Source organism: Rhizobium altiplani (genome assembly GCF_001542405.1).
In the GTDB taxonomy this organism is placed as follows: domain Bacteria; phylum Pseudomonadota; class Alphaproteobacteria; order Rhizobiales; family Rhizobiaceae; genus Rhizobium; species Rhizobium altiplani.
The window spans coordinates 2501-25227 of sequence record NZ_LNCD01000122.1; the positions used below are offsets into that span (position 1 = coordinate 2501).

22 protein-coding genes and 1 pseudogene are annotated in these 22727 nt (G+C 57.6%); 13 read left to right on the forward strand and 10 right to left on the reverse strand.

Annotation, left to right across the window (positions count from 1 at the left end; translation table 11 throughout):
* Window positions 1-104: 104 nt before the first annotated feature.
* The 5 genes from AS026_RS28250 (at window position 105) to AS026_RS40635 (ending at window position 3680) form a co-directional block, all read left to right on the forward strand.
* The gene (locus AS026_RS28250; protein ID WP_062373595.1) at window positions 105-1154 is read left to right on the forward strand and encodes a porin; all 1050 of its coding nucleotides are present in this window, start codon (window positions 105-107) and stop codon (window positions 1152-1154) included.
* A gap of 743 nt (window positions 1155-1897) precedes the next feature.
* Complete coding sequence (locus AS026_RS28255; protein WP_082728619.1) at window positions 1898-2161, forward strand: DUF982 domain-containing protein; 264 nt, start codon at window positions 1898-1900, stop codon at window positions 2159-2161.
* A 110-nt stretch (window positions 2162-2271) separates the two neighbouring features.
* Window positions 2272-2583 carry an ArsR/SmtB family transcription factor gene (locus AS026_RS28260; RefSeq protein WP_062373600.1) on the forward strand — a complete coding sequence of 104 codons (312 nt, stop codon included), beginning with the start codon at window positions 2272-2274 and terminating at the stop codon, window positions 2581-2583.
* Window positions 2584-2676: 93 nt separating this feature from the next.
* Complete coding sequence (locus tag AS026_RS28265; RefSeq protein ID WP_062373603.1) at window positions 2677-3081, forward strand: PAS domain-containing protein; 405 nt, start codon at window positions 2677-2679, stop codon at window positions 3079-3081.
* Window positions 3082-3536: 455 nt separating this feature from the next.
* The gene (locus tag AS026_RS40635) at window positions 3537-3680 is read left to right on the forward strand and encodes a DUF1127 domain-containing protein (protein ID WP_082728620.1); all 144 of its coding nucleotides are present in this window, start codon (window positions 3537-3539) and stop codon (window positions 3678-3680) included.
* Between the two features lie 184 nt (window positions 3681-3864).
* Here AS026_RS40635 and AS026_RS28270 read toward each other — a convergent pair whose 3' ends face one another.
* The 6 genes and pseudogenes from AS026_RS28270 to AS026_RS28295 all read right to left on the reverse strand — a co-directional run bounded on the left by AS026_RS28270 (window position 3865) and on the right by AS026_RS28295 (window position 8254).
* Window positions 3865-4614 carry a LysR substrate-binding domain-containing protein gene (locus tag AS026_RS28270; protein WP_062373606.1) on the reverse strand — a complete coding sequence of 250 codons (750 nt, stop codon included), beginning with the start codon at window positions 4612-4614 and terminating at the stop codon, window positions 3865-3867.
* A gap of 124 nt (window positions 4615-4738) precedes the next feature.
* Window positions 4739-5356: pseudogene (gene istB / locus AS026_RS28275) on the reverse strand (IS21-like element helper ATPase IstB); the annotation flags it as partial.
* 90 nt (window positions 5357-5446) lie between these two features.
* Complete coding sequence (locus AS026_RS28280; RefSeq protein WP_160330124.1) at window positions 5447-5914, reverse strand: adenylate/guanylate cyclase domain-containing protein; 468 nt, start codon at window positions 5912-5914, stop codon at window positions 5447-5449.
* Between the two features lie 424 nt (window positions 5915-6338).
* Window positions 6339-6584, reverse strand: a complete 246-nt coding sequence (locus AS026_RS28285) for a hypothetical protein (protein WP_062373613.1) — start codon at window positions 6582-6584, stop codon at window positions 6339-6341.
* Between the two features lie 380 nt (window positions 6585-6964).
* Entirely contained in the window at window positions 6965-7720 is a 756-nt protein-coding gene (locus AS026_RS28290) for a hypothetical protein (RefSeq protein ID WP_131815353.1), read from the reverse strand.
* A gap of 117 nt (window positions 7721-7837) precedes the next feature.
* Window positions 7838-8254, reverse strand: a complete 417-nt coding sequence (locus tag AS026_RS28295) for a hypothetical protein (RefSeq protein ID WP_062373620.1) — start codon at window positions 8252-8254, stop codon at window positions 7838-7840.
* A 484-nt stretch (window positions 8255-8738) separates the two neighbouring features.
* Here AS026_RS28295 and AS026_RS28300 point away from each other — a divergent pair, with 484 nt between their 5' ends.
* Complete coding sequence (locus AS026_RS28300; protein ID WP_018860227.1) at window positions 8739-8948, forward strand: dodecin; 210 nt, start codon at window positions 8739-8741, stop codon at window positions 8946-8948.
* 364 nt (window positions 8949-9312) lie between these two features.
* On the opposite strand, the gene AS026_RS28305 is transcribed toward AS026_RS28300, so the two are convergent.
* The 4 genes from AS026_RS28305 to AS026_RS28320 all read right to left on the reverse strand — a co-directional run bounded on the left by AS026_RS28305 (window position 9313) and on the right by AS026_RS28320 (window position 12472).
* Window positions 9313-10089: a siderophore-interacting protein gene (locus tag AS026_RS28305; RefSeq protein ID WP_062373625.1), complete on the reverse strand. Its 777-nt coding sequence runs from the start codon at window positions 10087-10089 to the stop codon at window positions 9313-9315.
* A 104-nt stretch (window positions 10090-10193) separates the two neighbouring features.
* Entirely contained in the window at window positions 10194-10811 is a 618-nt protein-coding gene (locus AS026_RS28310) for an O-methyltransferase (RefSeq protein WP_062373630.1), read from the reverse strand.
* 39 nt (window positions 10812-10850) lie between these two features.
* A complete protein-coding gene (locus AS026_RS28315) occupies window positions 10851-11300 on the reverse strand; it encodes a PadR family transcriptional regulator (protein WP_082728622.1) in 450 nt (149 codons plus the stop codon).
* A gap of 194 nt (window positions 11301-11494) precedes the next feature.
* Window positions 11495-12472 carry a helix-turn-helix domain-containing protein gene (locus AS026_RS28320; RefSeq protein ID WP_062373637.1) on the reverse strand — a complete coding sequence of 326 codons (978 nt, stop codon included), beginning with the start codon at window positions 12470-12472 and terminating at the stop codon, window positions 11495-11497.
* A gap of 195 nt (window positions 12473-12667) precedes the next feature.
* Between AS026_RS28320 and AS026_RS28325 the strand changes: the two genes are divergently transcribed.
* From AS026_RS28325 to AS026_RS28355, 7 genes are all read left to right on the forward strand, one after another.
* Complete coding sequence (locus tag AS026_RS28325) at window positions 12668-14899, forward strand: TonB-dependent siderophore receptor (protein WP_062373641.1); 2232 nt, start codon at window positions 12668-12670, stop codon at window positions 14897-14899.
* Between the two features lie 4 nt (window positions 14900-14903).
* Window positions 14904-16028 carry an ABC transporter substrate-binding protein gene (locus tag AS026_RS28330; RefSeq protein ID WP_063805952.1) on the forward strand — a complete coding sequence of 375 codons (1125 nt, stop codon included), beginning with the start codon at window positions 14904-14906 and terminating at the stop codon, window positions 16026-16028.
* 135 nt (window positions 16029-16163) lie between these two features.
* Window positions 16164-16976 (forward strand): alpha/beta hydrolase, encoded by an 813-nt coding sequence (locus tag AS026_RS28335; protein ID WP_245307668.1) that lies wholly within the window; start codon window positions 16164-16166, stop codon window positions 16974-16976.
* A 162-nt stretch (window positions 16977-17138) separates the two neighbouring features.
* Complete coding sequence (locus tag AS026_RS28340; RefSeq protein ID WP_062373651.1) at window positions 17139-17399, forward strand: hypothetical protein; 261 nt, start codon at window positions 17139-17141, stop codon at window positions 17397-17399.
* Between the two features lie 301 nt (window positions 17400-17700).
* Window positions 17701-18771 carry an HlyD family secretion protein gene (locus tag AS026_RS28345; RefSeq protein WP_062373654.1) on the forward strand — a complete coding sequence of 357 codons (1071 nt, stop codon included), beginning with the start codon at window positions 17701-17703 and terminating at the stop codon, window positions 18769-18771.
* A 10-nt stretch (window positions 18772-18781) separates the two neighbouring features.
* Window positions 18782-21571, forward strand: coding sequence for a ribosome-associated ATPase/putative transporter RbbA (rbbA, locus tag AS026_RS28350; protein WP_062373657.1), 2790 nt, complete (start codon window positions 18782-18784; stop codon window positions 21569-21571).
* Between the two features lies 1 nt (window position 21572).
* Window positions 21573-22685, forward strand: coding sequence for an ABC transporter permease (locus AS026_RS28355; protein WP_062373661.1), 1113 nt, complete (start codon window positions 21573-21575; stop codon window positions 22683-22685).
* Window positions 22686-22727 lie beyond the last annotated feature (42 nt).

The window sequence follows — 22727 nt, forward strand, 5'->3', positions numbered from 1 at the left end:
GCTAACGCACATTGCTTCGCAGAGTCCTTCACCAAAACTGGGTAGGTAGAGCCGTTTCTCGGCAATGATGACCTGTGCCCAATCGACAGAAGATTGGACTATTTATGAACATTAAGATGATCCTTGTGAGCACGACCGCGGCCTTGGCTGCCATCTCAGGCGCCCAGGCCGCTGACGCCATCGTCGCTGCGGAGCCGGAGCCGGTTGAATACGTTCGCGTTTGCGATGCTTACGGCAGCGGCTACTTCTACATCCCGGGCACTGAAACCTGCCTGAAGATCAGCGGTTACATCCGTTTCCAGGTTAACGCCGGCCCGAATGCCAGCGCAACCATCGGCAACGGTACCTATGTTGCGAATGACTCCGACTGGGATGCCTACACCCGTGGTCAGGTCCAGTTCACCGCCAAGAGCGACACCGAATACGGCCCGCTCACCGGTGTTATCGTCCTGCAGACGAATGCCGACAACTCTAAGTCGCAGGCATCTTTGCTTGACTCCGCTTACATCGACATCGCTGGCTTCCGTGCCGGTCTGTTCTACAGCTGGTGGGACGACGGTCTCTCGGGCGAAACGGATAACATCGGCAGCCCAGTCACGCTCCATAATTCCATTCGCTATCAGTACGAGGCCGACAATTTCTACGCTGGTATCAGCGTCGACGAGCTGGAAGATAGCCCGTTCTATAACGGCGAGGTCCCCAATAACGTCGGCGTAGCAGTCGGTATCGGCGGCAAGGCTGGCATCTTCAGCTACCAAGTCACGGCTGGCTACGACACCGACAACGAAGCTGGCGCAGTCCGCGCGATGGGTACCGTTGCCATTGGTCCTGGCACCCTTGGCCTCGCAGCTGTCTGGGCGTCCGATCCGGGTGCTTACTATTCGGCTTCCGAATGGGCGATTGCTGCGGAATACGCCATCAAGGCGACTGACAAGCTGAAGATCACTCCAGCCGCTCAGTACTACGGCAGCTACGGCGTCGTTAACGCCGCTACCGACGCTGACTTCTCGGACGACGACGCTTGGAAGGTCGGTGTGACGGTCGACTATCAGATCGCCGACAACCTCTACGCCAAGGCAGCCGTCAACTACCTCGACGGCGATAAAATCGACGACGTCACGACAGGCTACTTCCGCCTCCAGCGGGCATTCTAGCGCCGCGTTTCTCCCTCTCTCCGTGGTCAACGTCACGGGGATAGGCAGCGCGGCGCGGCACTTGGAAGTCTCTGATCGGGTAGACCTCCGGTCGGATGCCAGGGGTGGCCCGGGTTCCCTGCCCGGCCACCCCTTTCATTTTAAAGGACGAAGCTATTCGCGCGTAGCGAGAGAACGTCTTTCCAACGCGTCGCCGCCAGCACGATTCATTAGCTTGCGCGCTGCCTCATCATACACGGCGCCGCAGCGTCTGGACGACGCCTGAGCTGGATGACGAGGTTTGCGCGGATCCGAACGCACTGGCTTATCTTGGGTTAGCAGTGGCCCGGAGCGCGAAGGTGTGGTTATGCATCATCGTCACGAAATGTAAACGAGAGTTGTTTTGCTTGAGAGCCTCGATCGTGAGGCGTATTGTCCGCAGCGCTGCCCACTCTCGGGCACTGCTCATCAATCTCGGCCCCACCCTATTGGGGCCTCTTTTTTTCCGCTTGCTCTTCGTAACCCGGCGATTTCATCCGGTGAAATACGAAGACCATGTTCATTGGCGGCCGTGGCAATGCGGCCCGGGCGTCATCAACTTGCGCGTAGCATTTGCACCGAGATCGTGAATGCTAGCCTCCGCACCCGCTCAAAGCACGGTCTTACGTTGCTGCCTCTGCTGGTCGAGTCTCCACCAAGGGTCGTGAAGCTGGAACACTTCTTGCTCGGTTAATGATGTGTTTACCGTGCGGAGGCGTTTTGTAATGAAGTGGCACAGAAGCGATCACTTCGCTCCCCTGATGCTGGTGATGGGTGGTCGGGAAAAATACTGGCTCGTCGGATCCCTGAGAGAGGTTGCGGAAGCCCTTATAGGTGACTGGCCATCCGACGACGGAGAGGAGTACATGGAGGCGGTGAAGGTCTGCCTTGACGCAATCCATGGTAAGCTATCGGCGCCGGAAGCACGCGAAGCACTCATTCGGGCTGCGGACGAAGCTGGAATACCAGTAATCCGGGCTGTTCACTGAACACGTCTCAGAGCCGCGCTCGAATATCTCAAAAATGTAATGTAGCGATCTCTAGCCTGGACGCCATCTTACGTATAAGTCAGCCGCAGTTGGTTAAATGGTGAATTGAAATGCATGATGAAATGGTTTTTGTTGAGCACGCGAAGCTGCTCACTCTCCTCGCCAATGAAAAGCGGCTGCTTATTGCTTCCCATCTTCTCGGCGCCGAACTCAGTGTGAACGAACTCGCAGACAAGGTAGGCCTCTCGCAGTCGGCCCTCTCCCAGCATCTCGCAAGATTTCGTGCCGCAAGGGTAGTCACCACGCGGCGCGAGGCGCAGACAATCTACTACTCGACATCAGACGACAGTATTCGGAGGGTCCTGGAAACCGTAGGAGAGATCTTTGCGCGGGACGCCAGTCCGGCTGCCAAGTCAACATAACTTCTGGATGCCATACTCTTCTCTCAAAGGCCAACTTGTGGATACGTCGAGCTAGGGACATTCTATGCAAAAAGGCAAACGAGAGGACCAACGGTGCCGGACGCAAAGCACTTATTCGTCACGAATATCTCGGGTGAACGAATGCCTGACCCCGGCCTGTTTACGTGGGATATGAACGCCGACCTCGTGTACGCGGACGGTGCCCTCGCCGAGTTGTTCGGTCTCGATCCCGAGGAAACTGAACGGGGATTGCCGGTACAAACCTATCTTGATCGTGTGCACCCAGACGACGTGGCTGTATTGGCTAAACAAATCAGCGACGCCATTGTCGCGCAACACCCAACGGTACAGCACTATCGGTCACAAAAGGCAGATGGATCCTATGTTTCGGTTTCCGCCTTCGGCCGATGCTTTCGGGATCGCAAAGACAATCCGATCCACTACGCTGGAATTGTGGTACCGGACGAAACGTCCCCACCCGCTGGCGCGGCTCATTGAGATGCGGCTACTGCGCTGATTGCGCCAGGCTCTTCCGTGCGAGATCACGGAGACCGTAGTCATTCGCTATAGCAGCTGCCAAGTGCGGCCATTTGGACTTCGCAGATCATCGCCCGCTCGTTTCTGGCTGCCGTCGAGTTCCAGGCATCGACTTTCCGCGTTCACATCAAGGTGATGCTCTCAAAATCCGTTCGCCCCCGCGGTCCGATTAAACAAGTGGTCCCGGCATGGGCAAGAACTCGGAGAGGCGGGCAATATCTCTGCACCCTCTCCTCTAAGCAATCTATTCGTAGTCCTCCTCTTTTCACTGCGCACGACATGCAATCTACGCATAGCTGAGGTTCAGTCTTCGCGCTGCAAAATTGGTCCGACCAATCATATATAAGCGACATCGAAGTAATCGAAGCGCCACGGACTGGCAGCTGACTTCGAAAACCCAGGAAAGGGGATTTATCATGAACATCGCACGCTCTTTTATCAATTGGCGCAAGTATCGTCAGACGGTCTCCGAACTGGGCCGTATGAGCAATCGCTCACTCCACGACCTTGGCATCAATCGCGGCGAAATCGAGCGGATCGCAAGAGCTGGCGCTCGCTAAGTCCGCGAAAACAATGTGCAGTTTGAAGCGCTCGTCCTGCCAGGCGGGCGCTTTTGTTTTGCCCCGGCAACGGAAAGCGCCAGAGCGGCTCGCGTATGGTCACGCCACGTAGCTCTGCCTATGCTTTGGGCGAAAATCGCACAGGAAACACGCGAGCATCCATCTCTTGGGAAACGTCGATCGTCTAGAGCACCCGCGAGACTTCTTCGAGGAGCCAGTCCCGAAACGCGACTATTTTGCGAGAATTCTGCCGTGTTTCCGAATAGACGAGCCAGAACTTCCCATGGCGACCGGTCAAATCAAACAATTGCACCAAGCGACCTGACTGAATTTCGGTCTGAAAGAACATAGGCGTAAGAAGGGCTATCCCCTGCCCGGAAATTACGGCCTGGCTAATCGCGAGTTGGGTGTCAAATTGGAAGTTCTGAGAGAATGACGGTTTTGGGCTGTTGACGCCCGCTGCATTAAACCAGTCCAGCCACCAATCATCCCTCCAATCGAGCAATGGGTGTTTCAGAACGTCAGAAGGCACCCTGATTTCACCCGCCGCCCCCAGGAAAGCCGGACTACAAAACGGGGCGAACTCCCGATCCATTAAGGGGTGAGCCTTAAGGCCAGGCCATTTGCCATGCCCCTCCCGGATTCCCACATCGAACGGCTCTCGACTGAAATCGACCACTCGGCTCATCGCTTTCAGTTCAATGTCGAGATCGGGGTTGGCATTTCGGAAGCGGCCCAATCGCGGAACCAGCCAGTTGGATGAGAAAGTGCTCGTTGCGGTGATCGAAAGCACCGTCTCCGCCCCCCGGCGAAGAGACACCCGATAGGCTTTCACCGGCCGCACGATGTTCTTTAGCGCCTGAGGTCCGATGTCTTCGTAGCCAAGAGGCAGCTTCTGTTCCACCTGCTTGCGTATTCCGATGAAGCCGGCCATCGATTCCGATTTGAAGCCGGCCAGTCATTCCGATTTCATTCCGGCCGGCGTTCCGATTTGAAGGCGGCCATTTCTCGGACTGATCCTGGGTCTTTTTGATGTTTGGATCTGGTTTTGTTTGACGTCAAGCTTGCGATGTTTCGGGCGCTCCTGGCGAACGCTGTTTTCGCATGCTTTCGCCCGTGAGGTCGATGCGATAGGCATTGTGAACGAGGCGATCCAGGATGGCATCGGCGAGCGTTGGGTTTGCAATAATCTCGTACCAGCGATCCAGGGGCACCTGGCTGGTGACGATCGTCGATCGACGCTCATAGCGGTCTTCGATGATCTCGAGGAGATCGCGCCGCTGATCATCGTTGAGCTTTTCCGGTCCCCAATCATCAAGGATAAGCAGGTCGGTCTTGGCGAGCGATTTGAGGATCCGGCCATATCGGCCATCGCCTCGTGCAAGGGCAAGTGTTGCGAATAACCGGGGAACCCGGTGGTAGGCGACGGAGAAATCCTCGCGGCATGCCTTATGGCCCAGTGCGCAGGCAAGCCAGCTCTTGCCGACGCCGGCTGGCCCGGTGACGAGGAGGCTGTGGTGCTTGCGGATCCAGTCGCAGCCGGCGAGCGTCATGAACAGATTGCGGTCGAGGCCGCGGGCGGCACGAAAGTCGGCATTCTCGATCTGCGCATCATGGCGAAGCTTGGCAGCCCTGGCGCGGGCTTCGAAACGCTTCTGGCGGCGCATGGTGGTGTCTCATGGTCAGCCTTCTCTTTGCCGGCATCAAAATCCCCTCGTTCATCGCGAGGTATTTGATGCCAAAGTTGCTGACCCAGGGAGTGATCTTCAGTGCCGAAAACTGGCCGGTCTTTGATCGGAACGGTGGCCGACTTCAAATCGGAATGGTGGCCGGTCTTTGATCGGATTGGCGGCCGGCTTCACGTCGGAATCCGCAACCTGCTCATAGACAGCGCTAGAAAGGCAGATTCCACCCGGCTCCGCGAGTGCCTCAAGGCGGACTGCGACATTCACACCATCACCGAAGAGATTTCCTCCGTCGACAATCACGTCCCCAAGATTGATCCCGATGCGAAACCTCATCTGCAGACCCTCTGGTAGGTCGAATGAGCGCCCAGAAACATCTTCTTGAAATTCAATCGCTGCTCGCATCGCTTCCACCGGGCTTGCAAACTCCGCGAGAAAGCTGTCACCGGCTATAGCGAATATTCGACCAGAGTGCTTTGAGACCAAGCCCGCAATCGCGCTATTGCACGTATTAAGGGCCGCGTGGGTACGCTCCTCGTCCACCTCCATGAGGCGACTGAACCCGACAACATCGGCAGCAAGGATGACGGCCAATTTGCGTTCCATGGAAAGCAAGATAGCGGACTACGCACTGGAAAACCATTACGGGAAAAATACGAGAAGCTCGACTGTTGAGGAGCCCACCTCGTGTCAGCACCCTTCCGCTCAGCGGCGCTCGTAAACCCGGCTCAGCGTTTGTTGGTCATCAGTTCAAGGCCGAATACTCGATGGCGGGCTGCCACCAACTCAGGCACCGCAAATCGAGATGCGTTTCTTCCGCTCTGTTACGTCGCATATGCAACACCCGCCGAAAAGTCGGCGAATGTCCTTCGGGAGGCGGACCAGGATGCGTTTGGGAAAAAGCTACCGTTTCTCCCAAATCGCGGGACAAGCCCGATAAGCGACATCTTTGAGGGTTCCCCTTGAGGCAGGCTCACTTTGATGTCAGCTGAGGAACGGTAAGTAAGCGGGCTTTTGATAGAGCCTGGCGGGCCATCTCGGCAACCTCGCCGTCGCGTTCTTCCGCAGCCTGCTTTTGATCCTTGTGTTCATTGTACGCTTGGTCAGGAGATGGTGTGCTTCTCTCTAGCCCCGTCTCGATGACCATCTCTTCTGCAAAGGTCTGAGAAGCGATCAAGGATGACGCAATCAACAGAACGACACTCGCGAAACTCGACATGCGCCCTCTCCGCTGCCAGTTGCCACTCCCGAACAGTATCGGCGTGTGATCTTGGCTAAATTAGGATCTTGAGATGCGGCTGACGTACTTCCCTGGTTGTCCGCGTTTGTAAGTCGGGTCTGGTTCTGTCTGGACCGGTTGCAAAACCATAAGGGTCAATCTGTCAAGGCTTGTGCGGGGCAGACGGATACCGCGTGTCCCGCATTGACTGAAACAGCGTGATTTCGTCCTGATTGGGCTATCCCGCAGACGATACGTCTTGCAGCGACTAGTTGTCCGCCGCCGTTGAACCGCACCAAGTGCCCGAAGATCAAAAAACGCCGTAAAGGGACTGAAAGCGTCGTCGGCCAGGACGTCCCCGGTTCTGAAGTCGCTCTTGCTCATCCCGCATCATATCGGGAAAGCATTCGCCTTAGCTGATCGTTTTGCAAACGCAACTTTTGAGCCAATTCCTGTCTCAGCTGATTGATTTCGCTGTTTAGCACTACGCTTTCGGAAACGAATGCTGCTTCAGGCGATGCCTGCACTGTTTCGATCTCGGCAATCGGCAGAGAGCGCCGCTTCACCTTGGGCCGTTCAACGCCGGAAGCGCTTTGCGCCGACCTCACCTTACGAATACGCCCGGCCCCGGCTGTCTGGCTTATTGCGATTGGCGTGGTGGTTGCGCTGGCATCGCTCGTCAACAATGTGGCCGGTTCGGTCGACTTTCCGCTGCCGTTAGTATTCGCGCTGATAGCATTTCTGGCATTTTCTTCAGGTGCATTCGGCACTGCAGTTGAATGTGAGAGTTCCGCTCGCAGGCTCAACCTGTCCTTCGTCACAAGCCTTATCGTCGTTGCCAGCACTGGCTCGGCGTCGTTGGCTAGAGCAAGGCGGGAAGGCGCCACAATCCTCTCTTGCGGCTCCGGTCGTTGGGCGCGGCCATCGAAAGGAGCGGCCGACGGCTCAATGAAAGCCTCTTCGATGCGTTGGGGAGAATCCTGGAGTTCAGATTCCTCGGTTTCAGGAAGCGTTACGGCTTCGACGTCTTCAGCACCCGGATGCGGTATCTTCGAAGTCTTGTCCTCGAGCTCACCACGTCCTTCTGAGTTACCACGGGATACCAACCCAGTAATCAGTTTCCACGCTGATCTCATCGATCCGCCTCCTCCGACTCGGTGTTCCAAGAACATAGTACCGGGCCGGAGACCGGGCTTGCAATGCTTGCCCGGTCATCAGTCTTATCGTTGTGGAAAACCCGTGATCCTGTTCACTCAAGCCAGGCCAAGCTTCTTCCGAAGGCCAGCGTTCTCTGTGCGGAGCTTCTCGGACAATGCCCTTCGGAGCTTCTGGTTCTCTTCCTCGAGCTTCAGAAGATCCGCAAAGTCGTCCAACGCTGGCTCAGGCGCTTCAGCTTTCCGCCGCCCACGCTTCTGAGGTTGCACGGTTTGCTTTGATTTGGTCGGGGCGATTTTATTTCCCGAAACGGGCGTCGCCGAAGCAATGGCCTCACCCTTTTCCGTGTTCTTCCGGCGGCCGCCACGTGTCTTCTTCGCCGGCGTACTCACCGACGTGGCTACGGCCGCTTCAGCGACGGTCTTCGACTTTCGCGGTGCGCGAGTCTTCTTCACTTTAGGTTCATTCCCGGCTGCCGTGTCGTTAGTGACGGTGGCTTTGATTTCATCAGTCATGTGAAACTCCTTGGTGGGCGATATGTTTGACTGTGCAAAGTCCCCGCAATCATATGCGCAGTTTTCTTTAAAACTTGTTGATAATGACATTCGGGTACCAGTCGCGGAACAGCCCCCAATTCCACTACCTAAGAAAACCAGTTCGCTCGACAGAAGAAGAGCCACACAATTCCTGCATTTACAATTGGATACTTCCAAGAGCGAATTGCAAAAAGACGTCGCAACTTTTTCGTCAGCGGCTCGCCGAAAGCTGAAGGCCTGCCCCCGCGCGCCAAAATTTTGTTTCAAACCTTTCCTCACGCGCTCATATTCCCTTCATGGCAATCGATTGGTGCGGCGCTGGGGCAAAGGTCGAAACGAGCATTTGGGCATGAACGAAATCTCGAATGCCACTCGGACTTGAGACTCGACGGACGCAAACTTTCCTTCGGATGAGTTGGGCGATCGGGTGCCTGAACGCGACGTCAATGGTTGGAGGATGGAAATGAGCGATCACGTCTATAAAAAGGTGGAGCTTGTCGGAAGTTCGAAAGTCTCGGTGACGGAGGCGATTGAGACCGCTATATCACGAGCGTCAAAGACAATGCGAAACCTCGATTGGTTTGAGGTTGATCAGATCCGGGGCCACATCAAGAACGGCTCGGTGGAATACTATCAGGTGGTCATGAAGGTCGGCTTTCGAATAGACGACTAGGCATTGGCTAGTCACGTTCCCGCTGCAAACGGATGCAACATGACTGCGCTGGTTGCGGCTCAATATGCGACGCCGTTCCACTTAACAAAGAACCGATTTCCCTGAACAGGGTCGAAGATGGCACGCCAATGTACGTTGGTAAGGAAAAGAAGCACATCGTGGTTGCGTTGTAGCCTGGCGTCCGTTTGAACGGTCGCCGGGCTGTGGTGGACGGTGGGAAACATCGTTACACCGCCCGATGCGAGGTTGATGATATGATTTTGGCTTGCACCATGGAACTGGTGCGCGCCAGACCACCTCCCGCGGCACATTCTACCGGGCTCTACGGCGAGAGAACCGGCTTACATGCACCGGCGGCCGAGCCTCAATCCTCGAACTTTTCCGTCGTGTCGGCCTTGCCCTGCACCCAGTAACCGGATGCGCGCAACCAGTTGGCTGGATGCTTGCGTTCATCGGTGAGATAACTGCGAATGCGCCGCGTAACCGAGCCTTCCGCGGCGATCCAGACAAAAGTTCCAGGTTCGACGGCTATGTCGCTTAGGCGGTCGATCAGACGGGCAGGATCAGCCGCATTCTCTCGATAAATCCAATGGGCAGTCAGATTCGCTTTCGTCTCGAAGACCTGCTCGTCCTCAGAGCCCGGCACGGCCACGACGCTGGTCACCAACGTACCCGATGGCAGTTCCTCGATGCGGCGGCCGATCGAAGGAAGGGCCGTTTCGTCTCCGATCAGCAGCCAGGAGCGGATTGGTCCCGATATGATCTGGGAGCCGCGGGGGCCGCCGATCTGTATCATGTCGCCCGGGCGAGCATTGAGTGCCCATTGCGTCGCCGGACCGGCATCGTGAACGGCAAAGTCGATTACGAGCGTGCGTGTCGCCACATCATATCGCCGGGGCGTATAATCCCGCATTGCCGTTCCGCCGGCACCGTCGGGCACGAAAATCTTGATGTGATCACCCGCCGACAGCGAGGTGAAATCCTCAAGCTCTTCACCGCCGAGAGTGATGCGGATCATATGCGGAGTCAGCCGCTCGGTGGATAGGACGTTCAGCTGCCGCCGTTTCAGCTCGTGGCGCACGCGCTCTACGCGCGGGCTGTTTGCGACTTCGGTCAGCCGGTCGCCTTGCAATATATTCATGTGTTCGTTCCTTTGCTGTCTGTCGTCGTACGACAGTGGGAAAAGACGGCGAGCCGGCAAAGCATTTCCATCGGGAAGTTCTCGAGAAGCATTTCGAGCTCCGCCTAGTCCGGCTCAAAACGGCTGACTTCAAGGCCAGCACCCACCGGGAGCGATATACTCGTCATCCCCGGCTTCGCGCGCACGGCCCTCCCGTACATCTTCACGTTCTCGTCGCCAGGCCGCAGCATGTTGTCGGCGACGACGATCGCGCCGGGGTTGAGTTTGGGATAGAAGGCTTCCAGGCACGGAATGTAGAGATCCTTCCACAGGTCGAGCAGCACGAAGTCGACGCCAAAAGGCAGCGCGCTGATCATCTCCACTGCATCCCCGACCTTGAAATCGATGTAGTCAGAGAGACCGGCAGCCACCGCGCGTTCCTGAGCGTATCGTGACTTGTATTCGTGAATTTCCATGGTGATCAGGCGCCCGCCGCTTACCCTGGCAGCCTCGGCGAGCCAGATGCCGGAATAGCCGAAGGAGGTCCCGATCTCCAATATCGTGGGGGACTTCTGGCTTTTAGCGACGATGTTGAGAAACTGTCCTGTCTCCGGTCCCACTGCCCGCATACGGCGGTCCTGTCCCCCATCACGCCCGCCTGGCGGCATTTCCCGTGGCCGCGCCTGCTCCTCGCGGATGAGAGCATGATACGCTTCAAGAACGGCTTCGATCTTCTGTTCCATTGTCTCTACCTTTGAACGCCTGGTGCCACCCAGAGTCACTCAGCGGCGTTCGATTGCCCGCGCCGCCTCGTCCAGGATGTTAGCGATACCACCTGTCGTCGCCTCATCCGGCGGCCCCTTTCGAAGCCGCAGCCGCAAGGCGAGCTTCAGGTTTTCCATCGCTCGGATGATCGCGTCTGGAACCTCATCGTGCCCCCGCTCGCCCGGTACTGCCCGGGTCAGCAGTTCCTCCACGAGCGATCTGTTGGCATCTATAAAGGCTCTCCCCTGCTCCGTGACATGATAGAGCTTGCGCCCCCCCTCCTCGAGTTCGATTGAGGCGTAACCCATGTCGTCGAGCCATGCGAGCGTCGGATAAATGACGCCTGGACTGGGTGTATAGTTGCCTCCGAGGCGCTGCTCGATTGCCTTCATCAACTCATAGCCGTGGAAGGGACGCTGCAAGATCATCGCGAGGATTAGCAGGCGTAGCTCGCCATAGTCGAACATCCGCTTGCCGCCCCTGCCCCGGTGGGGCCGTCCATGGTGATCATCAGAAGCGTCTAAAGGTCCGTGTTTCATGCTTGCTGAATATATCTCGATATATCGCAAATCAAGATATATCGAGATATATGACGAAACTTTAATCTCCTGTTGACAGGGGGATGGCTCGGTTGTCCAAACCGTCCTGCTCATCCAGCCTGCTAGCCACGTGCCTTCTTCGGGGTGAAGCCATATTGCCGCTTGAAGGCAGTCGAAAAATTCGCCGGGCTATTATAGCCCGCCACGTAAGCCGCCTGTGCAATCGTCAGACCTTCATTCTCGAGCGCGACCCGCGCCTGCTCAAGTTTCTGACGTCGGACGTAATGAAACACCGTCGTGCCATAGGCTGCATGGAAGAGCCGCTGGAGTGTATTCACACTGACCCCGGTCTTTGCTGCGATCTCGTCTACCGACAGGAAGTCGGGGGTACTTCTCAGGAATTCCTCCGCCCTCAACAGCCGCCTGCGCTCTATCGCACTAAGATTGCCTCTGGCATCTGCTGTGGTCTTTCCTTCGACTAAAAGCGCGAAGGCCTCTCCGATGATACCCAGCACCCGGCTCTCCACGTACAGTCGGTGGAGGTGTGGCTCCAAGACGGGAGGACTGATTGTCTGATCGGCAAGCGCCAGGAGTGAGGGACTTGGCACCCAGGAACGCGAAGACAGCTTACCCGACATGAAGTCTCGCAAGCCGACAGCACTCGCATCCGCGAAGACATCGCCCGATTCCAGCCAGCCAGGCAGGATCTTGACGGTCAGCTTGCGCACCCGGTCGCCCGGTGCCGCATGGCGCCTGAACAGCTCCTTTTCCTTCTGATGGAACAGGGTCGCCGACGGTGTCCAGCGGCCGCGCAGATATCTTGGCATCGGAATGTTCTGGTCTCCGATGCTGGCCGCGACACCACCTTGAAAGAAGAGCTTGATCCCGAGATGGGGTGGGGCCTCTGTCTCGGTCTTGAAGTCGCACAGGTTCGTAATGTCTGAATAGTGAATGGCCAGCCCGGCCCGAATATTCGTCTTGGTGAATTTTCCCCGCAGCACTGTCTGGTCGGAATCAATATTGGAGTTGAGCAACCTGAAGGCTCGATTTCCCGCCTCCATCTGATCGAAAAATTCATGCGCAGTGACCAGAGAGTTCATCCGGCAAGCCTATCAGCAATTTCAAAATCAGTTTCGCGCTCGGTGCCAAACTCAAATGAAAATGGCGTTTTCTCAAACAAGTTCGCCGTAGCCTTCGCGCCCCAGATGGCTATAACGCAAAACTTGAGATTTTACATCATCTTTTGTTGGCCGGGGCGATATGCCCCGCGACGACCGAAGGCCAAGAGGGCAAAAATGGGACATAAGCAAACAGTTGCGTGGCTGCTGGCGGGATCCGTGAGCATTCTGACGACCGCAACAGCCGGAGCGCAGGAACAAGCCGCAACTCCCCTCCAGCCAATCACGATCAAGTCTGAAAAATCAGAGAATGATGGACCGATCGTCAAGGAGTCGCGAACCGGAACAAAAACCGACACGCCCATCTTAGAGACGCCGCAATCCATATCTGTTGTGACCAGCGAACAATTCAGGAAGCAGGGCGCGACGAGCGTCTCCACAGCTTTGCGCTACGAACCGGGCGTCACGGTCGGCTCTCGCCCTGGCGATCGCTTCGACAGCGTCTTTATTCGTGGCTTCGGAGGTTTCGGTGGCAACGCGAACTACGTCCATTACTGGGACGGCCTGCGGCTGCCAGCGGGCATAAATTATGATGTTCCCTCGGTCGATCCATTCTTCCTGGATGGCATCGAAATCACGCGCGGACCGGCCTCCGTCCTCTACGGGTCAGGCAATCCGGGCGGGCTGGTCAACCTCGTGAGCAAGGAGCCGGCACCCGAGACCGGCGGAGAAGTCTTTGCGCGCGTCGGCAATAACGGTCGGGCCGAGGGCGGCTTCGACGTCACAGGCCCCGTCAGCAAGAGCGGCGACCTTCTCTATCGTCTGACAGGTGTCGGGCGTCTCTACGACCTTGGCTTTGACTATTCGGACAGCAAGCGCGTTGCCATAGCTCCCTCCATGACCTGGTCGCCGGACGAGGATACGACGCTGACGGTCAAGGCGACTTATACGCGCGACCCGAACGCGGCCCTGACGAATTGGCTTCCGGCACTCGGAACGCTGCAGAGGAATCCGAACGGCCAGATCCCCTATGATTTCTTCAGCGGCAATCCCAACTACAATTCTTTCGATCGCACCCAGAGCACGGTTGGCTACGAATTCGAACATCACTTCGACGATGTCTGGACGGCGAGGCAAAATCTCCGGTTCATGCACAGCGACAGCGAATTCAAGGCCTATTCGGTCGTCCCCAATGCCGCAGCCTGGGCAGCAGCCGGAAGCTGCGGTGGTTTTGCCTATCTTTGCCTTGGCCGCCAGTCCACTCATTACCTCGAGCAGTTCAACGCCCTTGCGATCGACAACCAGGCGGAAGCCGACTTCGATACCGGTCTGCTTGAGCACAAGGTGCTGCTCGGCCTCGACTACCAGCTCGTCGACGCCCGCTCGATCTACGGCAATGGCGCGACGACTTACATCAACTATCTCAATCCCGTCTACGAAAGCGCCCCGAACGTAAAGCTCACCGGGCGGCAGGATCAGACCCGCCAGCAGACCGGGTTGTACCTGCAGGACCAGATGAAGATCGGCAACTGGAATTTCGTGCTGGCTGGTCGCAATGACTGGTCATCAATCGACAGCGCCACCACGACCCTGACATCCGGAGCGGTGAAAGACGTCGAAACCCGCGACAATGCCTTCACCTGGAAAGCAGGCCTCCTATACGAGTTCGATAATGGTGTGGCTCCCTATGCCAGCTACTCCACTTCGTTCGAACCGACGATGGGCACGGGATACGGCGCCGTCCCCTTCAAGCCCACGACCGGTCAGCAATACGAAGTCGGCGTGAAGTACCAGCCGACCGGTTTCGACGGTCTCTTTACACTCGCGCTCTACGACCTGACCCAGCAGAATGTGCTTACCACGGACCTCGTCCATACGAGCACGAACACCGCTCTGACCAGCTGCAGCGCAACCACATGCCAGACGCAGACCGGTGAAATCCGGTCGCGAGGCGCGGAAGTCGGCGCAAGGTTTGCGCTGCTCGATGGCCTCAATATCAGCGCCGCCTATACCTATGCGGATGTGGAGGTGACCAAGAGCAATGTACCATCGACGATCGGCAGAACGCCGGTGGGCGCCCCGGCCCACATGGCAAGCCTTTGGGCCGATTACACGATCGGCGAGGGTGCGCTGGAGGGGCTGAATATCGGGGCCGGTGTACGATATATGGGGGCCACCAATGGCGATGCAGCCAATACGGCAGCCATGAAGGTACCGTCCTACACGCTGTTCGATGCCTCGATCAGCTACGATTTTGGAAACTACGACACCAAGATGAAAGGCTTCCAGCTCGCGGTCAACGCCACCAATCTCTTCGACAAGCAATATGTGGCAGCTTGCGCCTCGGCATATCAATGCTTCTATGGGACAGGCAGGGTGATCATGGCAACTGCCTCTTACAAATGGTGATGTCTTGAAACTCCCCTCCAACGGAAAAGGCAGCGGGCTTTGGCAGCCCGCTGCGGTCGTCTTGCTCATCTCCTCGATGCTCATTGCATTCGCCAATTCGCCGGCACGGGCCGAGATCGTAACGGATCTCAAGGGCCGAGCGGTCTCGCTGACGAAACCGGCCGAACGGCTGGTTGTCGATGACGGGCGGATGATCCTCGCCTTATCTTTCCTCTCCGCCGATCCTGTAGCGCTCATTGCGGCATGGCCGCACGATATCGACCGCTTCGGTCGCGAACTCTACGCCAGCTACGTGCAGAAATTCCCGCAGCTCGATCGGTTGCCGAAAACAACCAGCAATGCGCAGGACATGATGGTCGAGCAGATTATCGCGGCCCGACCGGACCTGGTGGTTCTGTCGACCTATTCCCATCCGGCCGAAGCGCAGTTGCGTCAGCTCGACGCTGCAGGAATTCCGGTGATATTCGTCGATTTCGTTTCTGATCCGCTCGTCAATACGGATAAAAGCCTCGAGATCCTCGGCAAAGCGACAGGCCACACACAGGCCGCAGAACGCATTGTTGAGCTCCGCGCCGAGCATCGGGCGATGATCGCAAGGCGGATCGGCGCCGCGGCCGATCACAGCAAGCCGGCTATGCTGATGGAAACGCATGCCTCCTCTGATGAACCCTGCTGCAATTCGCCAGGAGCTGCGGGGATCGGCAAGTTCATGGACCTGGCTGGCGCGCGCAATATCGGCGATATTCTCCACAGCAAGCCGTTCGGTCAGCTCAATCGTGAATATATCGTCGCCAGCAAGCCGCAGGTCTATGTCGCCACCGGTGGGGAATATATGAAGAACCGGGGCGGTCTGCTGATCGGGCCGCATTTCAATGCCGCTGAGACCGATGCATCGCTGCAGAGCCTCCTTCAGCGGCCAGGTTTCTCGACGATCCCCGCAAATGACGGCAAGAACGCACACGGAATGTCGCAGCAGCTGTTCAATTCGCCTCTGGACATCCTGGCTCTCGAACTGCTGGCCAAATGGTCACATCCCGCGCTCTTTTCGGACATCGATGTCGAAGCGACGAGGCAGCAACTGAACGCTCTGTCGGCAGTTCCCCTGAGCGGTACCTACTGGACGGAATAGCCGGTAACTTCTGAATCCAACGAGGTCAATTTGATGGGTCACGCGAACAGCAAAAATGCGTCATTGCCTTCGGAAAACCGGACCGTCGATAATGATGGGAGACAGCTCGTTTTGGACGGCTGCCGCAAGTTCGGCATGAGATCGGCTGAAACGGGACTGGACTATGAGATCTTCACCTATGTTCCGGACACTCCGCCTCCCCGTTCGGGCTTTCCCGTCATCTACGTCCTCGACGCCAACTCCGATTTCGCAACGGTCGCAGAAACGGTGCGCCGCGTCTCCCGCAGGCCTTCGGCGACCGGGATTAGCCCGTCGGTCGTCGTTGGCATCGGCTACCCGAATACGCGCAACTACGATCTCGACCGGCGCTATCTCGATTTCACCCGCGGCGTTTCCGCAGATCCCACCGGCGCAGACGTTCCCGCCGATGGTTGCGGTGGACAGCCTGCATATATCCGTTTTCTCGCCCGCCAGCTTCTTCCTTATGTTTCCGACCAGTTCGACATCGACCCTTCTCACCGGGTTCTCCTCGGTCATTCGCTCGCGGGTTATTTCGTGCTCGATCTTCTCGCCCAATGCCCAGAAATCTTCGATTCCTATATCAGCTTCAGTCCCTCCCTCTGGTGGGACCGGCCCCGGCTTGTCGAGACGCTGAAGGAACAAGGCGCGGGCAAAACGGCACTTCGCCTCTATGTCAGCGTTGGCCGGTTTGAGCAGGAGCTTGCTCCCTGGCAGGCCGCGGCGGGATTTAACACGGGATATCAGGATCTGCGGGCAGCACGGCGCATGATCGACAATGCCCGGGAGGTCGCAGACGAGATCCAGGCCACTTTTGCGCCGGACACGGATGTCAGGTTCGAAATCGGCGACCAGGAAGACCATTCGACGATTGTCACGACAACGCTCTGTCGAGCCCTCCGCTTCGTGGACGCCGGCCGAATTGGCTAACCGGGCGAGCTAAAACAGGCGCCTTGACGCCGCCGAGAGAATATTTCTTCCGGCGTTCTCGCACCTTGCTTCCATCGCGTCGCTGGTCGAGCTCAAATTTCGAACTACATCGTCGGAACAATGGGTGGACCGGCATGCAGCCTGGAACACGAGTGAGGACCGATGCCCCGCGTCATAATCATCGAATGGAAGTCGATCGATGGTACCCTTTTCGTTCATTTTCCCGAGCCGTTTCCAATGGCACCCCTGGAATGGAAAGCCTTTGCCGCCCTCTTCGATCGGATCGGTTTCCAGCCGGGGCAGAAAGATATGCGCACGTTGCCTCCTTCCGCAGACGCGCCACGGCGTCTAGCAAATGGCTTGATGGCGCTCGGGTACTCGCTGGAACATCGAGGTGACGTTCCGGAGTCAATCATCAAGTAGCCGCGGTTAGGCCCCGTCCCCCATCAACTGAGAAATGGCAGTCTGGCTTCAGTTCCCTTGGCACGTGACGATTGTGCAAGCACTCACAACAAAAACATCTGCGTGCATTTTCGATAGACTTTCGCTTGTCGTCTGTCAGGATGGCGGGCAATGGAACTCTTTATTCGAAATGTGATAGCCGCTCCGTGCCGGCAACTTTGTGGTCGTGACCCGCCTGTGACGGCGCAGAACCCACCTTCATACTGGCTTGAAATCACGGGATTATGCTGACGGAGACAGTGTCCGTTGCCAAGGAGAGGTAATGATCAAGTCCGCAAAGGGATGGATCTGGGGCGTAGTGGCCCTCATCGCAATCGGCGTTGGGTATTACGCATGGACCGTCCTTCGCAATGACGGTCTGCCCGCCGGATTTGCTGCCAGCAATGGTCGTATCGAAGCGGTGGAGATTGATATCTCGACCAAGACCGCTGGCCGGCTGAAGGAACTGCTGGTCCGTGAGGGCGATTTCGTCAAGGCGGGTCAGGTGTTGGCGCGGATGGATACCGCCCAGCTCGAAGCGAGCAAGCGCCAGGCCGAGGCGCAGTTGCGCCGGGCGCAGATCGCCGTCGATACGGCCCATAGTCTCGTTGCTCAGCGCGAAGCCGAAAGGAAGTCCGCGCTGGCCGTGATCGAGCAGCGCAAAGCACAGCTTGACTCTGCAATGAAGACCAATGCCCGCTCGCGACAGCTCCTGAGCAGCAGCACCGTATCGCAGCAAGTAGTGGACGATAGTGAAGCGGCGGAACAGGCCGCGCGTGCGACGCTCGCATCGGCGGAAGCCTCGCTTGCAGCTGCAGACGCGGCGATCAACGCGGCCAAAGCGCAAGTGATCGACGCTGAAGCCGCCGTGGACGCGGCAAAGGCTCAGATCGAGAGCGTCGAAACCGATATCGCCGACAGCACCCTCGTCGCGCCACGCGACGGCCGCATCCAGTATCGTATCGCGCAGCCCGGTGAGGTCCTGTCCGCGGGTGGTCGCGTGTTGAACCTCGTTGATCTTGGCGATGTATACATGACCTTCTTCTTGCCAACGGAACAGGCGGGCCTCGCATCGATTGGCTCAGACGTCCGTCTGGTGCTCGATGCAGCACCACAATATACGATCCCTGCGAAAGTTTCCTTCGTCGCTGATGTCGCCCAGTTCACGCCGAAGACCGTCGAGACCGAGGAGGAGCGCCAGAAACTCACCTTCCGTGTGCGGGCGCAAATCCCGCAGGAGCTGCTCCAGAAGTATGTTCAATACGTCAAGACTGGACTTCCCGGCATGGCCTATGTCCGGCTCGATCCACAAGCAGCCTGGCCCGAACACCTCGAACGCAACCTCGTGAAGTGATGTTGGGAGCATGAGTGGGGCACCTGCAAGCATGAGCGTTCCCGCAGACGGTCACGCAACCGTGGCACGGCTGGCGAATGTCACGCTGGCGTTTGGCAAGACGTTTGCACTGTCGGACGTGTCACTCGATGTTCCCGCGGGTTGCATGGTCGGGCTGATTGGACCGGACGGCGTGGGCAAATCCAGCCTTCTGTCGCTTGTGTCCGGCGCGCGCGCCGTGCAGAAAGGCGATGTCGAGGTGCTGGGAGGAAATATGTCCGATGCCCGCCATCGAGATGAGACCTGCCCGAGGATCGCCTATATGCCGCAGGGCCTCGGCAAGAACCTCTATCCCACCTTATCGGTCTTTGAGAACGTCGACTTTTTCGGGCGTCTGTTCGGCCATGATCGACAGGAACGCGTAACACGTATCCGCGAACTTCTCGACAGCACCGGGCTCGCCCCCTTTGCTGACCGGCCGGCTGCAAAGCTTTCAGGTGGGATGAAGCAAAAACTCGGGCTCTGTTGCGCGCTTATCCACGATCCGGACCTTCTCATTCTCGATGAGCCGACAACTGGTGTCGATCCTTTGTCACGCCGGCAATTCTGGGACCTGATTGACCAGATTCGCGCCGGCCGGCCGGGGATGAGCGTCATCGTTGCCACAGCCTATATGGAGGAGGCAGCCAATTTCGACTGGCTGGTTGCGATGCATGCCGGCAAGGTGCTCGATACCGGAACGCCTGCCGAGCTTTTGTCGCGCACCGGCACCGGCAATCTCGATGCGGCTTTCATCGCCCTACTGCCCGAAGCCGAGCGGCGTCGTCACGTCGACGTCGTGATCCCTCCGAAACAGGAAATAGAGGGCGAGGACTATGCGATCGAGGCAAGCCACCTCAGCATGCGCTTCGGCAATTTTACGGCTGTCGACAATGTCAGTTTCCAGATCCCGCGCGGGGAAATCTTCGGCTTCCTGGGATCCAACGGCTGCGGCAAATCGACAACGATGAAGATGCTGACCGGCCTGCTTGCAGCCAGCGAAGGTGAGGCCAGGCTTTTTGGTCGTACCGTTGATGCAAGCGACATGGCGGTGCGTCGTCGCGTCGGTTACATGAGCCAGGCATTTTCGCTCTACACGGAACTGACGGTTCGCCAGAACCTCGATTTGCACGCCCACCTCTTCAAGCTGCCGACAAGTACGATATCGGCTCGCGTCGAGGAGATGGCCAAACGCTTCGACCTCGAAGGTGTGATGGATGCGTTTCCTGACGGCTTGCCACTCGGCATTCGTCAGCGCCTGTCGCTGGCGGTTGCGATGATACATGCGCCGGACGTCCTTATCCTCGACGAACCGACGTCCGGCGTCGATCCCATCGCCCGCGACGCCTTTTGGCAGATCCTGGTCGATCTCTCGCGCAAGGACAATGTGACGATCTTCATTTCGACGCACTTCATGAATGAGGCGGAGCGCTGCGACCGCATCTCGTTGATGCACGCCGGCAAGGTCTTGATCAGCGATACCCCGGAGGCGATCACCAAGAGCAGGAATTCCCCCACACTGGAGGACGCGTTTGTCGCATATCTCGAGGAGGCGGCCGGCATATCACCCGTCGTCAAGAGTGCTGCCGCAGAGACGACCGATACCTCGAAACCGCTGGGCTCTGGTCATGGACAGATCACCGGCAGGCGACGTGTTTTCGATTTTCGCCGCATGTTCAGCTATACAAGGCGCGAGGCTTTGGAACTACAGCGTGATCCTATTCGAGCCACTCTCGCAGTGCTCGGCAGTGTCATCTTGATGTTCGTCATTGGCTACGGCATCAACATGGACGTGGATGATCTGACGTTTGCGGTCCTCGATCGTGATGATTCCAGTATTAGCCGTGACTATGTGCTCGACATCTCCGGCTCGCGATATTTCATTGAGAAAGACCCGATCCGCGATTACGCAGAGATGGACAGACGGATGCGCGACGGCGAGATCAGCCTCGCGATCGAGATACCGCCTGGCTTCGGCCGAAAGGTGCAGCGCGGCGATCCCGTCGAGATTGGCGCCTGGATCGATGGCGCCATGCCACAGCGCGCAGAGACGATCGGCGGCTATGTCCAGGGGATGCATGCCAACTGGCTGACCGCACGCGCAAAGAAGCTTTATGGTACCGCCGCGACCCAGGGCGCATTCAGCATTGAAACCCGCTTCCGCTACAATCCCGACGTCAAAAGCCTTGTTGCCATGGTTCCGGCCGTCATTCCCCTGCTTCTGCTGCTCATTCCGGCGATGCTCGCCGCACTCAGCGTGGTCAGGGAAAAGGAACTGGGCTCTATCATCAATCTATATGTGACCCCGGTCACGCGGCTGGAATTCCTTCTCGGCAAGCAGTTGCCCTACGTGATGCTCGGCATTGCAAACTTCCTGCTTCTGGTTGCCTTCGCAACGCTCGTTTTCAGGGTACCGTTCACCGGCAGTTTCATGACCTATGCGGCGGCTGCGGTGCTTTACGTGATCATCGCCACCTCGATCGGCATCTTCATGTCGACTTTCATGTCCAGCCAGATCGCAGCGATTTTCGGAACGGCGCTTTTGACACTCATCCCCGCGACCCAGTATTCCGGCATGACCGATCCGGTTTCCTCCCTGAAGGGCGCGGGCGCCCTGATCGGCCAGATCTATCCGGCGACCTATTTCATGACGATTTCACGCGGTACCTTTTCAAAGGCGCTCGATTTTTCGGGCCTGGCTGGCTCGTTCGTTCCTTTGCTGATTGCAATTCCCATATTGGTCGTCGCCGGCGCGGTACTGCTGAAGAAGCAGGAGAGTTGATATGGGTTGGTCCAACATCGTCCAGCTTGGCATCAAGGAACTGAGAGGGCTTGCACGCGACCCAATGCTGATGTTGCTGATCGTGTATGCCTTCAGCCTGCAAATATACACAGGCTCCAGCGCGCTTCCGGAAACACTCAACAACGCCGCGATCGCCATCGTCGATGAAGACCAGTCGCCACTCTCGGGGCGCATTACCACCGCTTTCACCCCACCATATTTCGTGCCGCCAAAGCTGATCTCGATTGCAGAGATGGACCAGCGGATGGACGCAGGGGTGGACACGTTTGCCCTCAACATTCCACCAAATTTCCAGCGTGACGTACTTGCCGGACGGCAACCAACGATCCAGCTCAACGTCGATGCAACCCGAATGAGTCAGGCTTTCACCGGCAGCGGCTACATTCAGAGCATTGTCACGAGCGAGGTCAATGAATTCATGGATCGCTACCGCGGTGCGAACAATGTCTCGGTGGACCTGACGCTGCGGAACCGCTTCAATCCGTCGCTGAACAAGTCCTGGTTCGGATCGATCAACAACATCATTACGTCGATCACGATGTTGTCGATCATCCTGACAGGGGCTGCCCTTATTCGGGAGCGGGAACATGGCACCATCGAACACTTGTTGGTCATGCCCGTCACGCCGATCGAAATCATGGTAAGCAAGATCTGGTCAATGGGGCTGGTCGTCCTACTGGCGACGAGCTTTTCCCTCTTTGTCGTCGTCAAGGGGCTTCTGGGGGTTCCGATCGAGGGGTCGCTGACGATCTTCCTTCTCGGCACGGCATTGTTTCTCTTCGCCACGACATCGATGGGGATTTTCCTGGCGACAGTTGCCGGATCGATGCCGCAGTTCGGCTTGCTCCTGATCCTCGTGCTGCTGCCGCTTCAGGTACTGTCAGGCGCCATGACGCCGCGCGAGAGCATGCCTGATATTATACAGAATACCATGCTCCTGGCACCGAACACGCACTTTGTCATTCTGGCGCAGGCGGTCCTGTTCCGAGGAGCACAGCTCGACGTGGTCTGGCCACAGCTTCTGGCGCTTCTTGTCATCGCGAGTGCGTTTTTCTGGCTGGCGCTGCGTCGTTTCAGACGCTTCCTGCGTTAGGTCATGGCGCGACCTACGGTATGCGCGTGCCTTGCAGCCAAG

What these genes read in the sequence shown, in the direction of transcription:
- AS026_RS28250 (WP_062373595.1), top strand. Translation starts at nt 105, where the DNA reads ATGAACATTAAGATGATCCTTGTGAGCACGACCGCGGCCTTGGCTGCC.
- AS026_RS28255 (WP_082728619.1), top strand. Translation starts at nt 1,898, where the DNA reads ATGAAGTGGCACAGAAGCGATCACTTCGCTCCCCTGATGCTGGTGATG.
- AS026_RS28260 (WP_062373600.1), top strand. Translation starts at nt 2,272, where the DNA reads ATGCATGATGAAATGGTTTTTGTTGAGCACGCGAAGCTGCTCACTCTC.
- AS026_RS40635 (WP_082728620.1), top strand. Translation starts at nt 3,537, where the DNA reads ATGAACATCGCACGCTCTTTTATCAATTGGCGCAAGTATCGTCAGACG.
- AS026_RS28270 (WP_062373606.1), bottom strand. Translation starts at nt 4,614, where the DNA reads ATGGCCGGCTTCATCGGAATACGCAAGCAGGTGGAACAGAAGCTGCCT.
- AS026_RS28280 (WP_160330124.1), bottom strand. Translation starts at nt 5,914, where the DNA reads ATGGAGGTGGACGAGGAGCGTACCCACGCGGCCCTTAATACGTGCAAT.
- AS026_RS28285 (WP_062373613.1), bottom strand. Translation starts at nt 6,584, where the DNA reads ATGTCGAGTTTCGCGAGTGTCGTTCTGTTGATTGCGTCATCCTTGATC.
- AS026_RS28290 (WP_131815353.1), bottom strand. Translation starts at nt 7,720, where the DNA reads ATGAGATCAGCGTGGAAACTGATTACTGGGTTGGTATCCCGTGGTAAC.
- AS026_RS28295 (WP_062373620.1), bottom strand. Translation starts at nt 8,254, where the DNA reads ATGACTGATGAAATCAAAGCCACCGTCACTAACGACACGGCAGCCGGG.
- AS026_RS28300 (WP_018860227.1), top strand. Translation starts at nt 8,739, where the DNA reads ATGAGCGATCACGTCTATAAAAAGGTGGAGCTTGTCGGAAGTTCGAAA.
- AS026_RS28305 (WP_062373625.1), bottom strand. Translation starts at nt 10,089, where the DNA reads ATGAATATATTGCAAGGCGACCGGCTGACCGAAGTCGCAAACAGCCCG.
- AS026_RS28310 (WP_062373630.1), bottom strand. Translation starts at nt 10,811, where the DNA reads ATGGAACAGAAGATCGAAGCCGTTCTTGAAGCGTATCATGCTCTCATC.
- AS026_RS28315 (WP_082728622.1), bottom strand. Translation starts at nt 11,300, where the DNA reads ATGTTCGACTATGGCGAGCTACGCCTGCTAATCCTCGCGATGATCTTG.
- AS026_RS28320 (WP_062373637.1), bottom strand. Translation starts at nt 12,472, where the DNA reads ATGAACTCTCTGGTCACTGCGCATGAATTTTTCGATCAGATGGAGGCG.
- AS026_RS28325 (WP_062373641.1), top strand. Translation starts at nt 12,668, where the DNA reads ATGGGACATAAGCAAACAGTTGCGTGGCTGCTGGCGGGATCCGTGAGC.
- AS026_RS28335 (WP_245307668.1), top strand. Translation starts at nt 16,164, where the DNA reads ATGAGATCGGCTGAAACGGGACTGGACTATGAGATCTTCACCTATGTT.
- AS026_RS28340 (WP_062373651.1), top strand. Translation starts at nt 17,139, where the DNA reads ATGCCCCGCGTCATAATCATCGAATGGAAGTCGATCGATGGTACCCTT.
- AS026_RS28345 (WP_062373654.1), top strand. Translation starts at nt 17,701, where the DNA reads ATGATCAAGTCCGCAAAGGGATGGATCTGGGGCGTAGTGGCCCTCATC.
- rbbA (WP_062373657.1), top strand. Translation starts at nt 18,782, where the DNA reads ATGAGTGGGGCACCTGCAAGCATGAGCGTTCCCGCAGACGGTCACGCA.
- AS026_RS28355 (WP_062373661.1), top strand. Translation starts at nt 21,573, where the DNA reads ATGGGTTGGTCCAACATCGTCCAGCTTGGCATCAAGGAACTGAGAGGG.